The 19,933-nt window shown below is 74.8% G+C and carries 15 protein-coding genes; 8 read left to right on the plus strand and 7 right to left on the minus strand.

What is annotated here, in order from left to right; translation table 11 throughout:
- Positions 1 to 38 precede the first annotated feature (38 nt).
- Positions 39 to 689, minus strand: coding sequence for a DUF4360 domain-containing protein (locus tag B446_RS12535; protein WP_020939811.1), 651 nt, complete (start codon positions 687 to 689; stop codon positions 39 to 41).
- Between the two features lie 190 nt (positions 690 to 879).
- Positions 880 to 1,338, minus strand: coding sequence for an RrF2 family transcriptional regulator (locus tag B446_RS12540; RefSeq protein WP_020939812.1), 459 nt, complete (start codon positions 1,336 to 1,338; stop codon positions 880 to 882).
- Between the two features lie 75 nt (positions 1,339 to 1,413).
- On the opposite strand from B446_RS12540, the gene B446_RS12545 reads away from it, so the two are divergent.
- The 4 genes from B446_RS12545 (at position 1,414) to B446_RS12560 (ending at position 7,732) form a co-directional block, all read left to right on the plus strand.
- Positions 1,414 to 4,386: a glycoside hydrolase family 35 protein gene (locus tag B446_RS12545; RefSeq protein WP_020939813.1), complete on the plus strand. Its 2,973-nt coding sequence runs from the start codon at positions 1,414 to 1,416 to the stop codon at positions 4,384 to 4,386.
- A 124-nt stretch (positions 4,387 to 4,510) separates the two neighbouring features.
- Positions 4,511 to 5,119 (plus strand): hypothetical protein, encoded by a 609-nt coding sequence (locus B446_RS12550; protein WP_020939814.1) that lies wholly within the window; start codon positions 4,511 to 4,513, stop codon positions 5,117 to 5,119.
- Positions 5,116 to 6,345, plus strand: coding sequence for an MAB_1171c family putative transporter (locus B446_RS12555; protein ID WP_020939815.1), 1,230 nt, complete (start codon positions 5,116 to 5,118; stop codon positions 6,343 to 6,345). The genes B446_RS12550 and B446_RS12555 overlap by 4 nt, the downstream gene beginning before the upstream one ends.
- Complete coding sequence (locus tag B446_RS12560; RefSeq protein ID WP_020939816.1) at positions 6,338 to 7,732, plus strand: FAD-dependent oxidoreductase; 1,395 nt, start codon at positions 6,338 to 6,340, stop codon at positions 7,730 to 7,732. The genes B446_RS12555 and B446_RS12560 overlap by 8 nt, the downstream gene beginning before the upstream one ends.
- 39 nt (positions 7,733 to 7,771) lie before the next feature.
- On the opposite strand, the gene B446_RS12565 is transcribed toward B446_RS12560, so the two are convergent.
- Both B446_RS12565 and B446_RS12570 read right to left on the minus strand, forming a co-directional pair.
- Entirely contained in the window at positions 7,772 to 8,617 is an 846-nt protein-coding gene (locus B446_RS12565) for an SMP-30/gluconolactonase/LRE family protein (protein ID WP_020939817.1), read from the minus strand.
- Entirely contained in the window at positions 8,614 to 9,387 is a 774-nt protein-coding gene (locus B446_RS12570; protein WP_043475449.1) for an IclR family transcriptional regulator, read from the minus strand. The genes B446_RS12565 and B446_RS12570 overlap by 4 nt, the downstream gene beginning before the upstream one ends.
- A 131-nt stretch (positions 9,388 to 9,518) precedes the next feature.
- On the opposite strand from B446_RS12570, the gene B446_RS12575 reads away from it, so the two are divergent.
- Entirely contained in the window at positions 9,519 to 10,076 is a 558-nt protein-coding gene (locus tag B446_RS12575; protein ID WP_020939819.1) for a hypothetical protein, read from the plus strand.
- Positions 10,077 to 10,094: 18 nt separating this feature from the next.
- Here B446_RS12575 and B446_RS12580 read toward each other — a convergent pair whose 3' ends face one another.
- Both B446_RS12580 and B446_RS12585 read right to left on the minus strand, forming a co-directional pair.
- Positions 10,095 to 10,925, minus strand: a complete 831-nt coding sequence (locus B446_RS12580; protein WP_020939820.1) for an oxidoreductase — start codon at positions 10,923 to 10,925, stop codon at positions 10,095 to 10,097.
- A gap of 99 nt (positions 10,926 to 11,024) precedes the next feature.
- The gene (locus B446_RS12585) at positions 11,025 to 11,897 is read right to left on the minus strand and encodes an ATP-grasp domain-containing protein (protein WP_020939821.1); all 873 of its coding nucleotides are present in this window, start codon (positions 11,895 to 11,897) and stop codon (positions 11,025 to 11,027) included.
- A 136-nt stretch (positions 11,898 to 12,033) separates the two neighbouring features.
- Between B446_RS12585 and B446_RS12590 the strand changes: the two genes are divergently transcribed.
- From B446_RS12590 to B446_RS12600, 3 genes are all read left to right on the plus strand, one after another.
- A complete protein-coding gene (locus B446_RS12590) occupies positions 12,034 to 13,101 on the plus strand; it encodes a MerR family transcriptional regulator (protein ID WP_043478116.1) in 1,068 nt (355 codons plus the stop codon).
- Positions 13,102 to 13,469: 368 nt separating this feature from the next.
- Positions 13,470 to 14,918, plus strand: coding sequence for an acyl-CoA synthetase (locus B446_RS12595; RefSeq protein WP_020939823.1), 1,449 nt, complete (start codon positions 13,470 to 13,472; stop codon positions 14,916 to 14,918).
- Complete coding sequence (locus tag B446_RS12600; protein ID WP_193384454.1) at positions 14,911 to 16,272, plus strand: carboxyl transferase domain-containing protein; 1,362 nt, start codon at positions 14,911 to 14,913, stop codon at positions 16,270 to 16,272. The genes B446_RS12595 and B446_RS12600 overlap by 8 nt, the downstream gene beginning before the upstream one ends.
- On the opposite strand, the gene B446_RS12605 is transcribed toward B446_RS12600, so the two are convergent.
- Positions 16,265 to 19,891 carry a S8 family serine peptidase gene (locus tag B446_RS12605; RefSeq protein WP_020939825.1) on the minus strand — a complete coding sequence of 1,209 codons (3,627 nt, stop codon included), beginning with the start codon at positions 19,889 to 19,891 and terminating at the stop codon, positions 16,265 to 16,267. The two genes, B446_RS12600 and B446_RS12605, sit on opposite strands and share 8 nt — an antisense overlap.
- Positions 19,892 to 19,933 lie beyond the last annotated feature (42 nt).

Raw genomic sequence — 19,933 nt, forward strand, 5'->3', positions numbered from 1 at the left:
CGGCTCCGGGACGGCGGGACCTGGGCCGTGTCCGCGACCTAGCTCTTCGGGCACTCCTTCCACGCCAGGTGGTAGACCGTGCTGATGTCCCCGTCGGTCGAGTCCATCGTCATGAAGCTGACCTTGCCGGGGTTCGCGCTGCCCGCGTTCACCCGCAGCTCCGTGTTGATGTTGAAGTTGCGCAGGACACCGCAGGGGGCCCAGACGAGCTGGGCCCAGTCGGTGCTGTCGGTCGCCTGCCAGTCGTCGTTGTAGGAGCCGGCGAAGGGGTGGGTCTTGGCCGCGGTGTTCGGGGAGCCCTGGAAGTAGTACGAGGCCTTCTGGGTGGCGGTCGCGCCCGGCTGGAGCGAGAGGAAGCCCCGGTAGTCCGCGCTGGCGACCGCGTAGGTGAAGCCCTGCGGCACGTGCACGACCAGGTTGAGCTGGCAGTTCTTGCGGAAGGCGGTCGGGTCGGAGTTGCCGCCGGCCTGGGCGAGGTAGGTGCTGTAGGTGACCGTGAAGGCGGTGTTGTCCGGGGACACGGCGACGGCCGCCGTGCCCGCGGGACAGCCCGAGCCGTTCACCGTGGCGACGTCGATGACGATCTTGTCCGGCGGCGGGTCGTCGAAGACGGGCGAAGAGGTCTGAGCGGGTAGCGCGGTGGTGAGCAGAGCGGCTACGGCGCCGCTCAGGAGGAGTCCACCAGCCATCGTTTCTCCCGGTTGTCGAGTGGGGGGTGAGACCTCCGACCCATCCGTTCAACCTTGAAGAAACTGTGCGGAACCTGTGAAGGAGGGGGAGGCGATGGGCATCGTAGAAACCTCCACGCTGGGCCGGCAGGGTGAACTCCGGCCATTCACACCGGGGTTTTCACGCACCCGCGACGGCACCCCCGCCGGCTCACGGGTTCTCCCACGCCCCCGGCTCCGCCGCCAGCGCCTGCACCGGGTCCGGGAGGGCGTCCGCCGCCAGGTCGGCCAGCGAGACCCCCTCCAGGACGTGGCGGACGTTGGCGCGCAGGGCGATCCACAGGGGCAGCAGGGGGCGGGCGGTGCCGGTGTAGGTGAGGCCCGTGGGCCGCTCGCCGCGTACCGAGACGATCGGGCCGTCCACCCCGCGGATCACGTCGGCCACGGTGATGGCGCCGGCGGGCCGGGCCAGGCGGTAGCCGCCGCCCCCGCCGCGCCGGCTGTCGACGATCCCGGCGCGCCGGAGGTCGCCGAGGATGCCTTCCAGGAACTTGTGCGGGATGTCCTGGACGGCAGCGATTTCCTCTGCCTTCACCGGGCCGTTACCCTCCCGTACAGCCAGCTCCAGCACCGCCCGCACCGCGTAGTCCGCCCGCGCCGAGATCCTCATGGGTCCATTGTGGGGCGTGTTCGCGTGGAGAATGGCCGGACCGCGCCCCCGTAAGATCGCCCGGGAGGATCCACCTTGGCGCTCAGCAGACGTACCTTCAGTGCCCTGGCCGGCTCTGCCGCGCTCGGTTTCGCCCTGGGCGGCAGCGGCGGCCCCGGGGCGCCCTCGGCGTACGCGGCGCGCGGCGTGCCCACGGGTCCGGCGCCCGCCCCGCCCGGCGCCGACGGGGAGCGGCACACGGTCGGCTACGACCACTACTCGCTGCTGGTGGACGGCCGGCGGCTGGTCGTGTGGTCCGGTGAGATGCACCCCTTCCGGCTGCCGAGCCCGGCCCTGTGGCGGGACGTGCTGCAGAAGATGCGGGCGCACGGCTACAACGCCGTGAGCATCTACGTGGCCTGGAACTACCACTCCCCCGCGCCCGGCCGCTACGACTTCACCGGCGTGCGCGACCTCGACCTGTTCCTGCGCATGGCCACCGAGACCGGCCTGTACGTCATCCTGCGGCCCGGCCCGTACATCAACGCCGAGGTGGACGGCGGCGGCTTCCCGGGCTGGCTGACGGCGGCGAAGGGGACGGCCCGCACCGCCGACCCGGACTACCTCGCGCACGTCGACGAGTGGCTGACCCAGGTGAACCGGATCGCCCGCCGCCACCTGTTCACGCAGGGCAGGGGCACGGTCCTGCTCTACCAGATCGAGAACGAGTACGACGCCCACGTCACGGAGGCGGCCGGCCGGGACTACATGTCCCATCTGTACGAGAAGGTCCGTGCGGACGGGATCGACGTCCCCCTCTTCCACAACGACAAGGGCCGCAACGGCCACTGGACGCCGGGGTCCTTCGACACCGGCGGGGAGAAGGGCGGCTGGCTGTACGGGTTCGACGGGTACCCGTCGCCGGCCCAGAACCCGCCGGACTGGGGGCACTACGGTTCCGGCGGGGCGACCGGGGGGGCCACCGCCTCGCCGCGCACGCCGGGCTTCGTGCCCGAGTTCGGGGGCGGCTGGTTCGACCCGTGGGGCGGGGCCTGGTTCGACGGCAAGGGGTACGCCGAGTCCCGGCGCACCCGGGACGCCGCCTACGAGCGCCGCTTCTACCTCACCAACCTGGCCAACGGCATCACCCTGCACAACGTGTACATGACGTTCGGCGGGACCTCGTGGGGATGGCTGCCCGCGCCGGTCGTCTACACCTCGTACGACTACGGGGCGGCGATCGACGAGGGGCGCAACGTCACCGACAAGATCGCCCCGATGCACACGCTCGGCCACCTGCTCCAGCGCGTGCCCGACTTCGCCCGGCTGGACCGGGCGGCGGACGTCGAGGCCGAGGGCCTGAAGGTCTACCACCTGACGAACCCGGACACCGGCAGCCATGTCTACGTGGCCCGCAACGACGGCACCCAGGCGGTGACCACCGACCTGCCCACCGCCGCGGGACGCCTCAGGATCACCGTGCCGCCGCGCGACGCCCGGATGCTGACCACCGGACTGCGCCTGCTCGGCAGGCGGACGCTGAAGTACTGCACCGCGCAGCCCGTGCTGTGCGTGACGGCGGGCCGGACGGACATCGCCCTGTTCACCGGGCGCCGGGACGACATGGCCGAGCTGGTCCTGGAGTGCCCCCAGGAGCCGCTCGTCACCCGGCTCGACCCCGAGGGCGCCTGGGCGTACGACAGCAACGAGCTGCACGTCAACGCGCCCCTCGGCCAGGGCGGCCTGACCCGCGTCATGGTCGACAAGGGCGAGAGCGACACCCCGCTGCTGCTGCTCTTCGCCGACGACGCCACCGCCGTGCGGATCTTCCCGTACGACACCCCGTCGGGCACCGTGCTGGTGTACGGCCCGGCGCTGCTGCGCCACGTCGAGCTGCGCGGCTCCGAGGTCCACCTGACGGGTGACGTCACCGGGCGGACCAGCGTGGAGGTGTGGGGTCCGCGCGGGATCGCGAGCCTGGTCTGGAACGGGCGGAAGGTGCCGACCCGGGTCACCCTGTCCGGGAGCCTGATGACCACCGGGCTGCTGCCCGCCGCGCCGGAGGTGTCGCTGCCCGCGCTGGGCGGCTGGCGGGCGCGCACGGAGAACCCGGAGGCCGGCCCGAACTTCGACGACTCCGCCTGGCGGCGGGCCGACCGGACGTCGTCGTACAGCGTCACCCCGGTCCCGAAGGACCAGCCGGTGCTGTTCGCCGACGACTACGGCTTCCACTACGGGGACGTCTGGTACCGCGGCACGTTCACCGGCTCCTCGGGCGTCGAGGAGGTCTCGCTCTCCTACACGGCCGGCACCCAGGGCCTGCTGATGGCCTGGCTGGACGGGGAGCCGCTGGGCACCCACCGGCTGCCCGTGCCCGACGCGACCACCACGATCCGCAAGGGGAGCTGGGACGCGACGGCCGTCTTCCCGGTGGCCGAGCGGCTGCGCTCGCCCGGCAGGCACGTGCTGTCGGTCCTCGTCCGGCGCATGCAGCACGACCAGGACGGCAAGTCGCAGGACACCCACAAGGTGGCGCGCGGCCTGACCGCCGCCCGCTTCAAGGGCGCCGCGCCGCAGGTGGCCTGGCGGATCCAGGGCGAGGCGGCGCCGGACCCGGTGCGCGGCCCGCTGAACAACGGCGGTCTGTTCGGCGAGCGGGAGGGCTGGCACCTGCCGGGCTTCCCGGACCGCGACTGGGAGGCGGTGACCTTCCCGCGGGCCGAGCGGCGCCAGGGCGTGACCTGGTACCGCACGACCTTCCGGCTGTCCGTGCCGGCCGACATCGACGCCTCGATCGGCCTGACCCTGAAGGACGACCCGTACCGGGCCTACCGGGCGCAGATCTTCCTCAACGGCTGGAACATGGGCCAGTACATCAACAACGTCGGCCCGCAGCACACCTTCGTCCTGCCGAACGGCATCCTGCGCACCCGGGGCGAGAACACGCTCGCCCTGGCGGTCCTGTCGGAGTTCACCTCGCAGTCGGGGCCGGGCGAGGTGGGGCTGACCCTGCTGGGCCGGGCGGCCGGCGGGCTCCCGGTGCCGGCGGTGCCCTCGCCCGGCCGCTGAGGCGCGTCACGGGTGGTCCGCCCGGTGGTCCGCCCTTGAACGACGGTCGCCGGATCGCATGACGCGGACACATCCAGGCGCGTACGCTCGGAGGGCCGCACACCGGTGGTTTGAAGGGGGAACGATGGGCGTCGCGGGTGCGCGAGAGCGGGCGGTACGGCTCACCGCACGGCTGCGCCGCTCCCGACCCGGCCCGGTGACACGCACCCTCGCGGCCGACCTCGCCGCCGCCGTCCGCGCCCGCCCGCGACCGCCGGGCGGCTTACGGGACCTGTGCCGGGCCCTGTGCGAGGAGATGAGCGCCCGGCGCGCCGGACGGCCGGTGGAACTGCGCTTCGAGCGCTTCCCGGACGAGATCGAAGTCACCGGGCTGTGGGTGGAGTTCCACGACTTCGACCTGGTCATCGTGGAGGAGCGGGCCGAATCGGTGCAGCAACTGGTCATCCTCGGCCACGAGTTGTGGCACCTGCACGCCGGGCACCGGCACCACCACCACCCGGCCGGCGCCGCTGCCGCCCGCGCGCTCGCCGGTGAGCCCCGCTGGTCCGGCCTGGCCCTGACGGTGGCCGCCCGCAACGGCTCACGGGAGGCCGACGAGGCCGAGGCCGACGACTTCGGCCACCGGCTCGCCACCGCGTTCCGGCCCTACCTCGACGGCACCGGGCCCGGCCCGCACCTCGACCCCGTCCAGCGCTCGCTCGGCTACCGCGGCCGCCGGGGAGCCGCGCGGTGACCCTGCTGGCGCTCGACCCGCCGGACCTGCTCGGCGAGTTCTACATCTCCTTCTGGATCCCCACCGCCGTGCTCACCGCGGCCCTGCTGATCAAGCTGCCCACCATCGTCCGGCTGTGGCGGGACCCGCTGCTGCGCGCGGTCGGCGGGCTGCTGCTGCTCGCCTGCGGGGTGTTCGTGTTCTGCACCCCGTCCACGATCGCCACCGTCAACCGGCTCACCGGCGTGCCCAACATCTCGGCGCCCTGGTGCTATTCACTGCTCACCGCGTTCTGCGGGTCCTGCCTGCTGCTGATCATCACCTGGCGCAACGGGCGGTCCGACCGCTCGGCCGCCACCCGCCGCGCCATGCGGTGGGTGATCTCCGTGTACGCCGCGGTGGTGGTCGCGCTGTGGGTGCTGTTCCTGCTCGCCGACGCGCCGGTCGAGCGGCTGCGGGACCTGGACACGTACTACGCCACCACCCCCTTCATGCGCGAGGAGATCCTGCTCTACCTCGTCGCGCACGCCGTCGCCTGCCTGATCACCTCGCGGCTGATCTGGAACTGGGTGCGCACCGAGGGCCTCGACGCCTGGCTGCGCTGGGGCCTGAAGCTGCTGGGCGCCGGCTACGCGCTCAACCTGATCTTCGACGCGTCCAAGCTGGTCGCGGTCGTCACGCGGTGGACCGGCCGGGACCTGGACTGGCTGAGCACCGACCTCGCCCCGCCCGTCGCCGCCCTGTCCGCCATCCTGATCGCGGTCGGCTTCATCCTTCCGCACGCCGGCCAGTACCTGCACGACCGCTGGCGGGTCCGGCTCGCCCACCGCGAACTGCGGCCGCTGTACCTGCTGATGCGCACGGCCGGCGGGGAGGGCGTGCCGTTCGTGCTGCGGGCCACGCCCGAGCTGCGGCTCACCCGGCGCGAGACCTTCATCCGGGACGTGCTGCTGCCGCTGGCCCGGCACATCGACACCGGTCTCGGCGGGCGCGCGTACGAGGCCGCGCTCGGCCTCGGGCACCCGCCGGAGCGGGCCCGGGCGCTGGCGGCCGCGGTGAGCGTCCTCGACGCCGTCGAGGCGAGGAGCCGCGGCCCGGAGCCGTCCGGGGCCGCCGCCGGGCCGGACACCACGAACCTGCTCCAGGAGATCGGGGCCGTGTCCCGGGCCCTGCGCAGTCCCGACGAGATCGAGGCGGTCCGCGCGCTCGCGGCCGCCCCAGCAGAGAGCGTTGCCGTCCATGAGTGAACGCAAGCCCGCCGCCGTCGTGCTCGGCGGCTCCCTCGCCGGTCTGCTCGCGGCCCGCGCCCTGGCCTCGACGGGCGCCCGGGTGACCCTGGTCGAGCGGGACGCGCTGCCCGCGGGCCCCGACCCGCGCAAGGGACTGCCCCAGGCCCGGCACGTGCACCAGCTCTGGTCGGGCGGCGCGCGGGCGCTGGAGCAGGTGCTGCCCGGCGCGACCGCGCGGCTGCGGGCGGCCGGGGCGAACCGGATGGCGATGACCACCGAGATGGTGGCGCTGTCCCCGCACGGCTGGTACCGGCGGTGGGCCGAGTCGGCGTTCATGCTGGCGGCCGGCCGGGACCTGCTGGACTCGGTGGTACGGCGGCTCGTGCTGGCCGACGGGGAGATCGAACTGGTCGAGCGGGCCGAGGCGGTGGGCCTGGCGGGCACGGCCGCGGCGGTGACCGGGGCCCGGGTGCGCACCCACGAGGGCGCGGTGCGGACGCTGGGCGCCGACCTGGTCGTGGACGCCACCGGCCGCGGCTCCCGGGCCCCGCACTGGCTGGCGGAGTTCGGCCTGCCCGCACCGGAGCGGCGGGAGGTCGACTCGGGCCTGGTGTACGCCAGCCGGCTGTTCCGGGCGCCGGAGCGGGCCCGGAGCGGGTTCCCGGTCGTCAACATCGCGCCCGATCCGCGGGGCACGGGGACCGGGAGCGGGGGCGTGCTGATTCCGGTGGAGGACGGCAAGTGGATGGTCACTCTGATCGGCGGCCGGAACGACGCGGTACCGCGCACGGAAGCGGACTTCGCCAGGTACGCGACCGAGAGGCTGCGGCACCCGCTCATCGGCCGGCTGCTGGCGGGCGCGGAGCCGCTCACGCAGGTGTCGGTCACCCGGACCACCGCGAACCGCCGCCTCTTCTACGAGAAGGCGCCGGCCTGGCCGGAGAACTTCGTGGTCCTCGGTGACGCGCTGTGCGCGCTGAACCCGCTGTACGGCCACGGGATGGCGGTCTCCGCCCAGTCGGCCCTGGCCCTGCGGGACGTGACCGGCCGGCACGGGCTGGGCTCCCCGGGCCTGTCCCGGCACGTGCAGCGCGCGGTCGGCCGTACGGTCCGGGCGGCCTGGGACCTCGCGATCGGGGCGGACGTGTTCTACCCGGGTGCCACGGAGAGCGGCCCCACCCTGCGGGACCGGGTCCTGTCCGCCTACGTCGGCCGGCTGCTGCGCACCGCCACGGGCAACGGCCGGATCGCGCGGCGGGTCACCGACGTGACCTCGCTGGAGCGGGGGGCGGAGGTGCTGCTGGCGCCGAGCGTGCTGCTGGCGGCGGCGGTGGGGCCGCTGCTGCCCCCGCTCGCGGCTCCGCCGTTGACCGCGCAGGAGATGAAGGCGGCGGGGATTCTCTAGCGGGGGCGGCTTGCCGGGCGGCTCCGGGCCGCGCGCCGGTCAGCCCTTGAAGGGGGGTTGGGGGAGGCCTCTGCCTGCGTGCGGTACCACCAGTACGGAGCCGGACAGGGGGTGGGGGGCGGGCAGGCCGACGTCGGCCGTCGTGATGTACAGGTCGGTCAGGCCGGGGCCGCCGAACACGCACGCCGTGGTGCGCGGGGTGGGCAGCGGGACCACGCGGTCCAGCTCGCCGCCGGGCGTGTAGCGGCGCACCGCACCGCCGTCCCACAGCGCCACCCACACACAGCCCTCCGCGTCGACGGTCAGGCCGTCCGGGAAGCCCGCGCCCTCCTCGATCTCCACCAGCGTGCGGCGGTCGCGGACGGTGTCGCCGTCGACGTCGAAGACGTCCACCCGCCGGGTCGGCGTGTCGGCGTAGTACATCAGGCTCCCGTCGGGGCTCCAGCCGGTGCCGTTGCTGACCGTGACGTCGGGCAGGACCGTGCGCACGTCTCCGTCGCCGGTCAGCCGGGACAGCGTGCCGCCGCCCGTCGCCTCGTCGTAGCGCATGGTGCCGGCCCACAGGGAGCCGTCGGGGGCGACGGCCGCGTCGTTGGCGCGGCGCCCGGCGACCGGCTCGTGGTGCAGCCAGCGGAAGGTGCCGTCGGGGTCGAGCAGACCGACGCCGTCGCGCAGGTTCAGCACCAGGCCGCCGCCCGCCCGGGGCTTGGCGGCGCCGATGTGCTGCTCGGTGGTGCGGACCGTACGGCGGCCCGTCGCGGGGTCGTAGGTGTGGATCCGCATGCCCAGGACGTCCACCCAGAGCAGGCGGCCCGTCGCCGGGTCCCAGGTCGGCCCCTCGCCGAGCGCGGCCTGCGCGCGCACGGCCACCTCGTAGGCCGTCATTCCGCGCACCGGTGGCCCAGCCGCTCCGACAGCTCCGCCGCGCCCTTGGCGGCCAGCTGCTCCAGCTCCGCCCGGCGCTCCTCGCTCCAGCGGATCATGGGGACCGAGATGGACAGGGCGGCGACGACCTTTGCGGCCCGGTCGCGCACCGGGGCCGCCACGCAGGACACGTCCGGGTTGGACTCACGGCTCTCCACCGCGATGCCCCGCCGCCTGATCTCCGCCAGGGCCTCGCGCAGCGCGGCCGGATCGGTGATGCTGTTCGGGGTCATCGCGGTCAGCTCGGCGCCGTCCGGTATCCGCGCGCCCAGCTCCTGCTCGGGCAGCGAGGCCAGCAGCATCTTGCCGACGGAGGTGCAGTGGGCGGGGAGGCGGCGGCCCGCGGCCGAGACCATGCGCACCGCGTGCGTGGAGTCGACCTTGGCGATGTAGATGACGTCGGTGCCTTCGAGGATGGCCACGTGGACCGTCTCGTCGCAGGTCTCCGCCACCGAGCGGGCCACCTGCTGCCCCTCGGCGGCGAGGTCGAGCTGCTCGGCGTAGCGGCTGCCGAGCTGGTACGGCCGCACGCCGAGCCGGTACCGTCCGGGCTGTCCCGGCACGGGCACGATGTACGAGCGTGCGGCGAGCGTGGTGACCAGTTCGTGCACGGTGGTGCGCGGCAGTTGCAGCCTGCGCACGATGTCGGGGGCGGAGAGCGTCCCGTCACCGTCGAGGAACAGCTCCAGTATGTCGAGAGCCCGGGTCACGGCAGGCACGAGACGTCCCACGTCCGGCCCCCTCCCTTGGGTCTGGGTGTCTGTGTTCGAAATTTCAACAGACGATCGGCATGGCGAACACAGGCTAGTCATCGCGGGTTGCGCGGGCAATGGTCCGGAGGCAGCCGGGCACCATGGGTGCCATGGGACTCGATTTCCAGCTGGTGCTGCTGCGCCGCATGGCCGACCACAATCCGGACCTGGTCGAGGACGCCCGGCGCCGGCTGGGCGCGTCGGTCGCAGACATGCGGGAGACGAACAAGCGCTGGCAGGCGATGGTCCGCTCGCCCGGGTCCCGGTCCGCGGGCGCCCGCTACCGCTCGGTGCTCGGCCCGCCCGAGGACGTCGTCGCGCGCCGCCTCGGGGAAGTGGACTGCGAGGCCCGCCGGTGGGCCCTGCCGCTCTGGCCCGAGCTGCGTTTCGAGGTGCTGGTCTCCCCCGACGGCGCGGTGTGGAACGAGTGGCTGGTGCGGGCGCCGGGTGCGCCGGCCCCGACGCTGCGCACCCTGGACGACCTGACCCCGTGGTCCTGCACGGTCGACGAGGCCGCCCGCGCCTTCGCCCCGGCCCGCCCGCTGGAGGGCACCGCCCCCACCCGCTGGGGGCTCGCCCTCACCGCTCCCGGCCGCGACGGCGTACGGCACGAGGTGGTCGCCGAGTTCACCTGGGGGCTGCTCCAGCGGACCGCGATCCGCGCGTAGCGGGGGTCCCCGGGGGGGCTACGCGTCGAAGGCCGTCGCCCTGGCCTGCTTCTCCCAGGCCGTGACGTCCTCGCGGACCTGGTCGAGATGGGTCAGGACGGCGCTCACCCCGTCGTCGCCGAGCGGCAGCCGCAGCGGGGTCCGCTCCGCCTCCAGCGCGGCCAGGATGAGGGCCGCCGCCTTGGCGGGGTCACCGGGCTGCGTACCGTCGCCGCCCGCGACGAACCCGCGGGTCTCGCTCACCCTCGCGTACACCCCGCTGTCCGCGCTGACCCCGGCCCGGGCGGAGTCCATCAGCGAGGTCCGGAACCCTCCCGGCTCCACGATCAGCACCTTGACGCCGAACTCCCGCACCTCGTCGGCGAGCGCCTCGGACATTCCCTCCAGCGCGAACTTCGTGCCGCTGTACGCCCCGAAGCCCGCGAAGGACATCTGCCCGCCCATACTGCTCATCTGCACGATCGCGCCGGAGCGCCGCTCCCGCATGTGCGGCAGCACCGCCCGCACCAGGGCCGCCGGACCGAAGAAGTGCAGCTCGAACAGGTCCCGCAGCTCCTGGTCCGTGGTCTCCTCGACAGCGCCGACGTGGGTGCGGCCCGCGTTGTTCACCAGCACGTCGATCCGCCCGTGCCGGGCCACCACGTCCCGTACGGCCCGCTCGATCGCGGCCATGTCCGTGACGTCCAGCCGCAGCGCCTCCACCTGGTCGGGATGCGCGGCCACCAGCTCGTCCAGCGCCTCGGGCCGCCGGGCCGCGCCGACGACCACATCGCCCGCGGCGACCGCCGCCCGCGTGATCGCCCGCCCGAAGCCGCTGCTCGCACCGGTCACCAGCCATACCTTGTCCACGTCAACTCCCCGCCGTTCCTGCTGCCTTGTGACATGAACGAGCTTACGAGGCGCTGGTGGCCGGCGTCGGCGTCCGCCTGCGCGACGCGCGGACGGCCCCTAGGCTTCCGCAGCCGTCAGGATCGCCTCCGTGACGCGCGGCAGCGAGGCCGGGTGCAGGAACAGGAACAGGTTCGGCTCGACCAGTTCCAGCTCCATCACGCGCGGCCGCCCGTCCTCCCCGTCCACGAGGTCCACGCGCGCGTACAGCAGCCCCGGTGCGCCGGGAACGGCCGCCAGCGCCTTCCCGGCGACGGCGAGTTCCTCGTCCGTGGGCTGCCAGGGCACCAGGTCGGGGTGGGCGACCTTGTCCGCGTCGTAAGGGGTGCCGGGTGCCAGGACGGCGCCCTTGCGGCTCGCGTGCAGCAGGCGGCCGCCGAAGAACTGCAGCGCCCGCTCGCCGCTGACGTCGATGCTCCGCAGGTACGGCTGCACCATCGCGGTGAAGCCCTCCGCGTGCATCCGGGCGAGCTGCCGTACGGCCGTGTCGTGCCCGTCGGGGGTGTAGCGGGCGGCGAACCGGGCGCCCGCGCCGGAGGTCGGCTTGATCACGTACTCGTGGTCGGCGGGCAGCTCGGCGGGCTCGCCGGGAGCGACGTAGCGCGTGGGGACGGTGGGCACACCGGCCGCCGCCAGCTCACCGAGGTAGCGCTTGTCGGAGTTCCAGCGCACGACGGCGGCCGGATTGGCCAGCCGGGTCATGGCGCCGACCCGCTCCACCCACGCCCCGAACTCCCGGGCCCGCCAGCTGTAGTCCCAGGTCGAGCGGATGAGGACGAGGTCGTAGCCGCCCCAGTCCGCCCGGGGGTCGTCCCAGTGCCGCGCCTCGGCGTCGGCCCCGGCCGCCCGCAGCGCCTCGACCAGCACCGGGAGGTCCCTGTCCTTGCCGGGCTCGGTGCCGGGGTCGTAGGTGGCGAGGGCTATGCGGGGCACGTCGGACTCCCTTGCGTACGGCGGTTCGATCACCGGGGAGGCTAACAACCGGCCGGGGAACCGGGACAGCGCGTTTGACCTTCACCTTCGGGGAAGCCCCAGCATCGGTGGTGGACGACGAGAGCGCGAGGTGCTCATGGAGTTGCTGACGATCGGCGCCTTCGCCAAGGCGAGCCGGCTGTCGCCGAAGGCGCTGCGGCTGTACGACGAGCTGGATCTGCTGCGGCCCGCACGGGTCGATCCCTCCAGCGGCTACCGGTACTACGCCGTGCGGCAGCTGGAGCGGGCCCGGCTCGTGGCCTGGCTGCGGCGGCTCGGCATGCCGCTGGCCGGGATCCGCGCGGTGTGCGCCCTGGACCGGGCGGACGCCGCCCGGGAGGTCCGGGCGTACTGGGCGCGGGTGGAGGCGGAGACGGCCGTGCGCCGGGATCTCGCCGCGTTCCTCGTCGACCAGCTGACGGCCGATTCGCGAAGGGATCACACCACCATGCTGGAACTGCGTTATGCCGCCCGCTCCGACCGTGGGCACGTCCGCACCGCCAACCAGGACACGGTGTACGCGGGCCGCAGGCTGCTCGCCGTGGCCGACGGCTTCGGCACGGCGGGGGCGCCCGCGAGCAGCGCGGCCGTGGAGGCGCTGAAGTTCCTGGACGAGGGGGAGGAACTCGCCGCGGGCGGTGTGCTGAACGTGCTGGAGGACGCCGTGCGGGGGGCGAGCGAGGCCGTCCTGGACCTCGCGGCGGACGGCGAGGAGGCCGGGACCACGCTGACCGCGCTGCTGTGGACCGGGTCGAAGCTGGCCCTCGTCCACATCGGGGACTCCCGGGTGTACCTGCTGCGGGACGGCGAGCTGTTCCGGATCACCCACGACCACAGCGTGGTCCAGTCCCTGATCGACGAGGGCAGGCTGACCCCCGAGGAGGCCGTCAGCCATCCGCAGCGGGCGCTGCTGCTGAAGGCGCTGGGCACGGACACCCCGCCGGTGCCGGACCTGCGGCTGCACGAGGCCCGGGCGGGCGACCGCTACCTGCTGTGCTCCGACGGCCTGTCCACGGTCGTCCCGGACGTGCGGATCCGGGCGCTGCTGGCCGCCTCCCCCGCCCCGGACACCACCGCGCACGCCCTGATCGAGGCGGCGAACGCGGCCGGTGGCCCGGACAACGTGAGCTGCGTCGTCGCCGATCTGGTGGAAGCGGCGGCCTGATCCGGTCGGGCCCGGGGCCACGGCACCGACCGGACCGGCCGCGTACACCGCCATGGACGGGTCGCCACCGGAGCAGGTCGAACGGGCCGCGCTTCTCGATCAGCCGCCGGTCGCCGCCCAGCACGGTGCGTGCTCGACGGCGGCGGGCAGGGCGGAATGCCCGGCCGTGCCCGTCGACGGCGGGCGGCCGTGCGCCGCGCGGGGGCGCGGTCGACCGGGCCCGGCTGCCCGGGCTCGGCCATCCGGCGCTCAGGTCGGCCGAATTGCGGCTCGCGGCCGACTTGAGCACGGTCGTCGGAACGCGGCGGCTGGTGTAGGAAGGTGTCGACGTCCCCGAGCCCGTCACCGAGTCCCAAGGAGTGCGCCGCGTGTCCTCCCTCTTCCCCGCCCTGGCGGACGGTCCGGGCGAGCGGGTCGCCCTGCGGTTCGGCGAACGGTCGCTGACGTACGGCGCGCTCGCGGGCGCGGCGGGTGCGCTCGCCGCCCGCCTCCGCGATGCCGGCCGGGTCGCCGTGTGGGCGACTCCGGAACTGGAGACCGCCGTCGCGGTGACGGGCGCCCTGCTCGCCGGGGTGCCCGCGGTGCCGCTGAACCCGAGGTCGGGCGGCCGGGAGCTGGCCCACATCGTCACCGACAGCGCCCCGGACCTGGTGCTGACCGCGCCCGGCGCCGAGGTGCCCGCCGAACTCGGCCGCCTCGCCCGGATCGAGGTGGACGCCTGCGCCGTGGGCACCGTGCCCGAGGAGCGGGCCGGGGACACCGACCCGGCGCTGGTCGTCTACACCTCCGGCACCACCGGCCCGCCCAAGGGCGCGGTCATCCCGCGCCGTGCCCTCGCCACGACGCTGGACGCGCTCGCCGACGCCTGGCAGTGGACCGGCGACGACGTGCTGGTGCACGGCCTGCCCCTGTTCCACGTGCACGGTCTGGTGCTGGGCGTGCTCGGCCCGCTGCGGCGCGGCGGCGCGGTGCGGCACCTGGGCCGGTTCGGCACCGAGGGCGTGGCCCGGGAGCTGAACGACGGCGCGACCATGCTGTTCGGGGTGCCGACGATGTACCACCGGATCGCCGAGGCCCTCCCGGACGAGCCCGAGCTGGTCAAGGCCCTGGCCGGGGCCCGGCTGCTGGTCTCCGGCTCGGCGGCGCTGCCCGTGCACGACCACGAGCGGATCCTGGCCGCGACCGGCCGCCGGGTGATCGAGCGCTACGGCATGACGGAGACGCTGATGAACACCAGCGTGCGCGCCGACGGCCCGGCCGGGACCGGCACGGTCGGGGTGCCGCTGCCGGGCGTGGAGCTGCGGCTGGTGGAGGAGGACGGCACGGAGGTGGCCGGGTACGACGGGGAGACCGTCGGGGAGATCCAGGTGCGCGGCCCGAACCTGTTCACCGAGTACCTGAACCGGCCCGACGCGACCGCCGCCGCGTTCACCGCCGACGGCTTCTTCCGCACCGGCGACATGGCCGTGCGCGAGAGCGACGGCGGGGTGCGCATCGTCGGGCGCAAGGCCACCGACCTGATCAAGAGCGGCGGTTACAAGATCGGGGCGGGCGAGATCGAGAACGCGCTGCTGGAGCACCCGGGGGTGCGCGAGGCCGCGGTGACCGGGGAGCCGGACGCGGACCTCGGCGAGCGCATCGTGGCGTGGATCGTCCCGGCGGACCCGGGCGCCCCGCCGTCCCTGGAGGAACTGGCCGGGCACGTGGCCCGGCGGCTGGCTCCGCACAAGCGGCCGCGCGTGCTCCACCTTCTTGACGCGCTGCCGCGCAACGACATGGGGAAGATCATGAAGCGTGCGCTGGTGGCCGATGCCTGAGCGGCTGTCGGCACGGGAGGTCCTGGCGCTGGTCGCCGACGAGGGGACGTTCGGCGAACTCGCCGTCGCCACGCGCCGGCCGGCGGTGGACGGCCCGCTCGGCTGGCAGGGGTACGACGCCTCCCGGGCCCGCGCCGCCGAGCGCACCGGCGAGGAGGAGTCCGTCGTCTGCGGCACCGCGAGCGTCGGCGGCACCCGGGCGGTGCTGCTCGCGTTCGAGTTCGGCTTCCTCGGCGGCTCGCTGGGCGAACGCACCGGCGACCGACTGGAGGCGGCGTACCGGCACGCGCGGGCCCACCGGCTGCCGGTCGTGCCGCTGGTCGCCACCGGCGGCAGCCGGATGCAGGAGGGCATGCTCGCCCTCACCCAGCTCCAGCGGGTGGCCCGGGAGTCGGCGCTCACCCGGGAGGCGGGCCTGCCGCAGATCGCGGTGGTGCGCGACCCGACGACCGGCGGCGGCTGGGCCACCCTCGGCGCCGGGGCCGACGTGGTCCTGGCCCTTCCCGGTGCCCAGGTCGGCTTCGCCGGTTCCCGGGTACGGCCCCGGGACGCGGACCCGGCCGCCTACACGGCCGAGGCACAGGTGGCCGCCGGGTCGGCGGACGCCGTGGTGCGGCCCGGGGAGCTGCGCGCGGTGCTCGGCACCTGGCTGCGGCTGCTCACCAGCCCGGCGACGGAGGCACCCGCACCGCGCGCCCTCGGTCCGGCCGCGCTGCCCGGCTCCGGCTGGGAGGCCGTCCGCCGGGCCCGCTCCCCCGAACGCCCTCGCGCGGAAGCCTACTTGGACGCCTACTTCAGCCACCGGGCCGCGCTCGGCGGCGACCGCTGCGGCGGTGTCGACCCCGGCGGCATGCTGTGCGGGTTCGGTGCGCGCGACGGCCGTACGGTGGCGTACGCGGCGCAGACCGGAGCGCCCACCCGGCCGGCCGGGTACCGGACCGCGGCCCGGCTGATCCGGCTCGCCGACCGGCTTGACATCCCGGTGCTGACCCTGGTGGACACCCCGGGTGCGGCCAACGACGCCGAGGCGGAACGGCAGGGGGCCGGGGCGGCGATCGCCGACGTGTTCTCGGCGGTGGCCTGCGCGCGGGTGCCGGTCACCACGCTGGTCGTCGGGGAGGGCGGCTCCGGCGGGGCGCTGGCGCTGGCCGCACCGGGCAACACCTGGGTCACGCCCGACAGTTACTTCTCGGTGATAGCGCCGGAACTCGCGGCGGCCATCCTCAAGCGGCCGCCGCACGAGGTGGAGGCGACGGCGGACCAGCTGCGCATCAGGCCGCAGGACCTGGTGGAGCTGGGGGTGGTCCGCGGCGTCGTCGAGGCCGCGGGCCACCCCCCGTCCCGGGCTACCTGACGCCCACCGCGCGGACGATCTCCTGGGTCACCGAGCCGCCCCTGTCGTCGCGGGCCGAGGCCCGCAGGGAGACGTGGGCGGCGTGCCGGGGCACGGTCAGCGTGCCGTGCCAGGCGGCGCCCCGGCCGGCGGTCAGCGGGACGGCCCGCCAGGTCGCGCCGTCGTCGTACGACACCGCGAGCCGGCCGCCGCCGAGGGTGCCGGTGCCGGCCGCGCCGGCCACGTACCGCGCGCCGAGGGCGACGGGCAGCCGCTGTCCGGCGCGCACCGTCCCGGCGAGGTCGGTGTCGAGGCGGAAGGCGAGGTTGATCAGCGGCAGGCTGGTCCAGTGGTCCTCCGGGGTGGCCGCCGACCGGAAGGTCCACTCGCTGTGGCCCTTCGTGGCGGGCTGCCACCTGCCCGCGTCCAGGGCGGTGTCGGTGACCACCTCGTAGGTGTGCTCGTCGGCGGGCGCGTCCCGGACGTAGGCGCCGGAGCCGGTGCGGCGGTCGACCTGTGTGCCGTCCAGGTAGACGGCGGTGGTCTGGGTCATCCCGCTGCCCTCGCTCCAGACGTCGCCGAAGCCGGTGTGGTCGGGTCCGGAGTCGCCCCATCCCGGGGTGTTCAACTGGATCTGGTCGCCCGCGCGTTGCTGGCCCCAGCCGAGGCCGGTGCCGAGCCAGGGGTGCCACACGGGGCGGAACCAGTTCAGCACGGGCCGGGTCCCGCCGTCGTAGCGCACGAGTCCGCTGCGTTCCTCCAGGGCGCCGTCGCGGACGGTGACGGACTCGTGCCAGCGCTGGCCGGGGCCGGTGGAGACGTAGTCGGTGCGTTCGGCGGGCAGGTCGATCCGTTCCTGGAAGCCGAGCCCGACCGGGAAGGTGTCGGTGATCGAGTACCGGAACTCGCCGCCGCTCACCGGCGCGGAGGCGTGGAAGCTCACGTGCACGGCGGCCAGTTGGCGCTTGGTGGGCGCGTAGGTGAGGGACCGGTCCGGGATCGCCCCGGGGTGGCCCTCGGACAGGTCGTACACGTAGGGCGAGTTGCGGGTGCCGGTCATGTCGGCCCGGCCGGCCGCCCGCAGCCGTGCCGCGTCCGCCCGGCCGACCGTGGCGATCTGCAGCGGCCGGTCGGCGTTGTCGTCCGTGCCCCACCAGGCCATCAGCCGGCCGGGCGCGTCGTCCGTGACGAACAGCGCCTTGGCGCCCGCCTCCTGGGCCGCTTCGGCGAGCGCGGCCGGGTCGGCGCCGTCGGCGAGGCGGGCGAGCACCGCCTTGCCGGCGACCTTCGTGAACGGCCCGTCCCCGACGTCGACCAGCGGCAGCCTGGTCCGTCCTGCCAGGAGCGTCCCGCCCGCCTGCACGGTGGCCTCGCCGATCCCCCGGACCGTCAGCAGCGGCTCGGCCAGCCGCCACACGGTGCGGTACTCGAAGCTGCCCCGGGTGACCTTCGCGGTGGGCGCGGCGAACACGCTGTCGTAGGTGAGGGGCACCTGGACCGCGCCGAACAGGTCGGCGCCGTTCGCCTTGCGGTCGTACTCCATGAGGAGCTGCCGCGTCTCGGTGCGCCGGCCGGCGTCGGCCCTGATCTCCCGCAGCCGGCGCCCGTCCAGGGTGACCTCCCGGTCCCGGTCGAGGACGGTCTCGGGGGCGGCGAGGAAGCCGAGGCCGAGCGAGTCGGCGCCGTGGCTGCCGCGCACGTCCAGGAAGGAGGCCAGGCTGTAGGTGCCGGGCCGCAGCCGCAGCTTCAGGGTGCCGGAGTCGCCGACGTGCGCGGGCCGGGCGTCCTCGCCCTCGGCGAGCCGCTGCACGGCGAGGTCGGCGGCGGTGGGTGCGCCGTCGCGGTCCCGGACGTGGACGGTGAGCGTGTACCGCTCCTCCTCCTTGACCAGCCCGAAGGCGGTGTGGGCGAGCGGGGTGCCGTCCGGGCCCGAGGCCACGATCTGCCCGCTGCTCTGTCCGACCGGCGCCTTCGACCCGTCGCCGGTGACGGTGGTGGACGCGGTGCCGTGCGCGGGCACGGTGAGCGCGGGGTCGGCGAGGGTGGCCAGCCCGTCCGGGCCGCCCTCGACGGCGAGGTCGAGGCGTACGTCGGCGTCGGACGAGTTGCGGTAGGTGAGGGTCCGGGTGACCGGCCGGTCGGCGTCGTAGGGCCAGCTGTGGAAGCCGAGGTCTGCGCTGCCGGTGGCGGTGATCCGCGCCCGGACCACGTCGGGCACGCTCACCCGTCCCGCGCCGAGCTGGTAGGCGGACGCGTCGAGCCGCTTCGAGGTGGACATCAGCGCGTCCTTCAACTGCGCGCCCGTCCAGTCGGGATGGGCCTGGGCGAGCAGGGCCGCCACCCCGGCCACGTGCGGGGTCGCCATGGACGTGCCGCTCATGGAGGTGTAGTAGCCGCTGCCCTCGACGAGCTGGGAGCGGGCGGCGAGGATGTCGACGCCGGGTGCGGACACGTCCGGCTTCAGGGCGTTGTCGCCGTAGCGGGGGCCCGCGCTGGTGAAGTAGGCCGCCTGGTCGGCGGAGTCGACGGCGCCGACGGTGAGGGCGGCGTCGGCGGCGCCGGGCGAGCCGATGGAGGACGGGGCGCCGGTGTTGCCCGCGGCGACCACGAAGAGGGCGCCGGTCTCCTTGGAGAGGTCGTTCACGGCCTGGGCCATCGGGTCGGTGCCGTCGCTCGGCTCGGTCGAGCCCAGGCTCATGGAGATCACCCGCGCGTGCACGTCCCGGGCCGCCCACTCCATGCCCGCGATGATCTGCGACTCGCTGCCCGAGCCCTGGTCGCCGAGCACCTTGCCGACCGCGAGGGTGGCGCCGGGCGCGACCCCCTGCTCGGTGCCGCCGGACGCGGCGCCGCTGCCGCCGACGGTGGAGGTGACGTGCGTGCCGTGCCCGTTGCGGTCGGCGACCTCCTCGCCGTCGACGAAGCTCCTGGTGGTGCCGACCCGGTCCGCGAGGTCGGGGTGGCTCAGGTCGACGCCGGTGTCGAGGACGGCGACGGTGACGCCCTTGCCGGTCAGCCCGGCGTCCCAAGCGGCCCGCGTGCCGATCTGGGCGTTGCTCTGCGCCATGTCGGCCTCGACCCGCCCGTCGAGCCAGACCTTGCCGACGCTCCGGCCGTGCGTGAAGGACCGCCAGAAGGCGCGCTCCCGGTGCGCCGTCACGGCGGCGCCGCGCAGACTCGGCAGCGACCGGGTGCGCTCCGTCCCGGCCGGGGTGGTCACGCGCGCGCCCTTGCCGTAGGTCACGATCAGCGGCAGCGCGCCGGACCGGGCGTCCGTCAGCCCCTGCCGGATCAGCCCGCTCACGTCGAACAGCCGCCGGTCCAGGGTGCCGGCCCGCAGGTACGGCAGCGCCTCGTCCGGTACGACGGTGATGTCGCCGTCGCTCGTCTGCGTGCGCACCGCCCCGGTGGCCCCGGCGGGCCGCCGCACGGTGACGGTCCGTCTGCCGTGCCCGAGGTCGGTCACGCTGACCTTGTCGCCGGTGACGAGGGTGACGGTGGTGGGGGTCGCGGTGCCGGGGTCGTGCCGTTGCGCGGTGACGGTCGTCCGCGCGGCCGCGGGTGCCGCCGGTGTCAGGGCCGCGACGACCAGCCCTGCCGACAGCAGGACCGCACCGCGTCCGACTGGTCCTCTCCTCATGCACGCCTCATCTCGTCCGGGGGTGTCCGTCCTGGTGCGCGG

Origin of the sequence: Streptomyces collinus Tu 365 (genome assembly GCF_000444875.1) — a bacterium.
Classification (GTDB): Bacteria; Actinomycetota; Actinomycetes; order Streptomycetales; family Streptomycetaceae; genus Streptomyces; species Streptomyces collinus_A.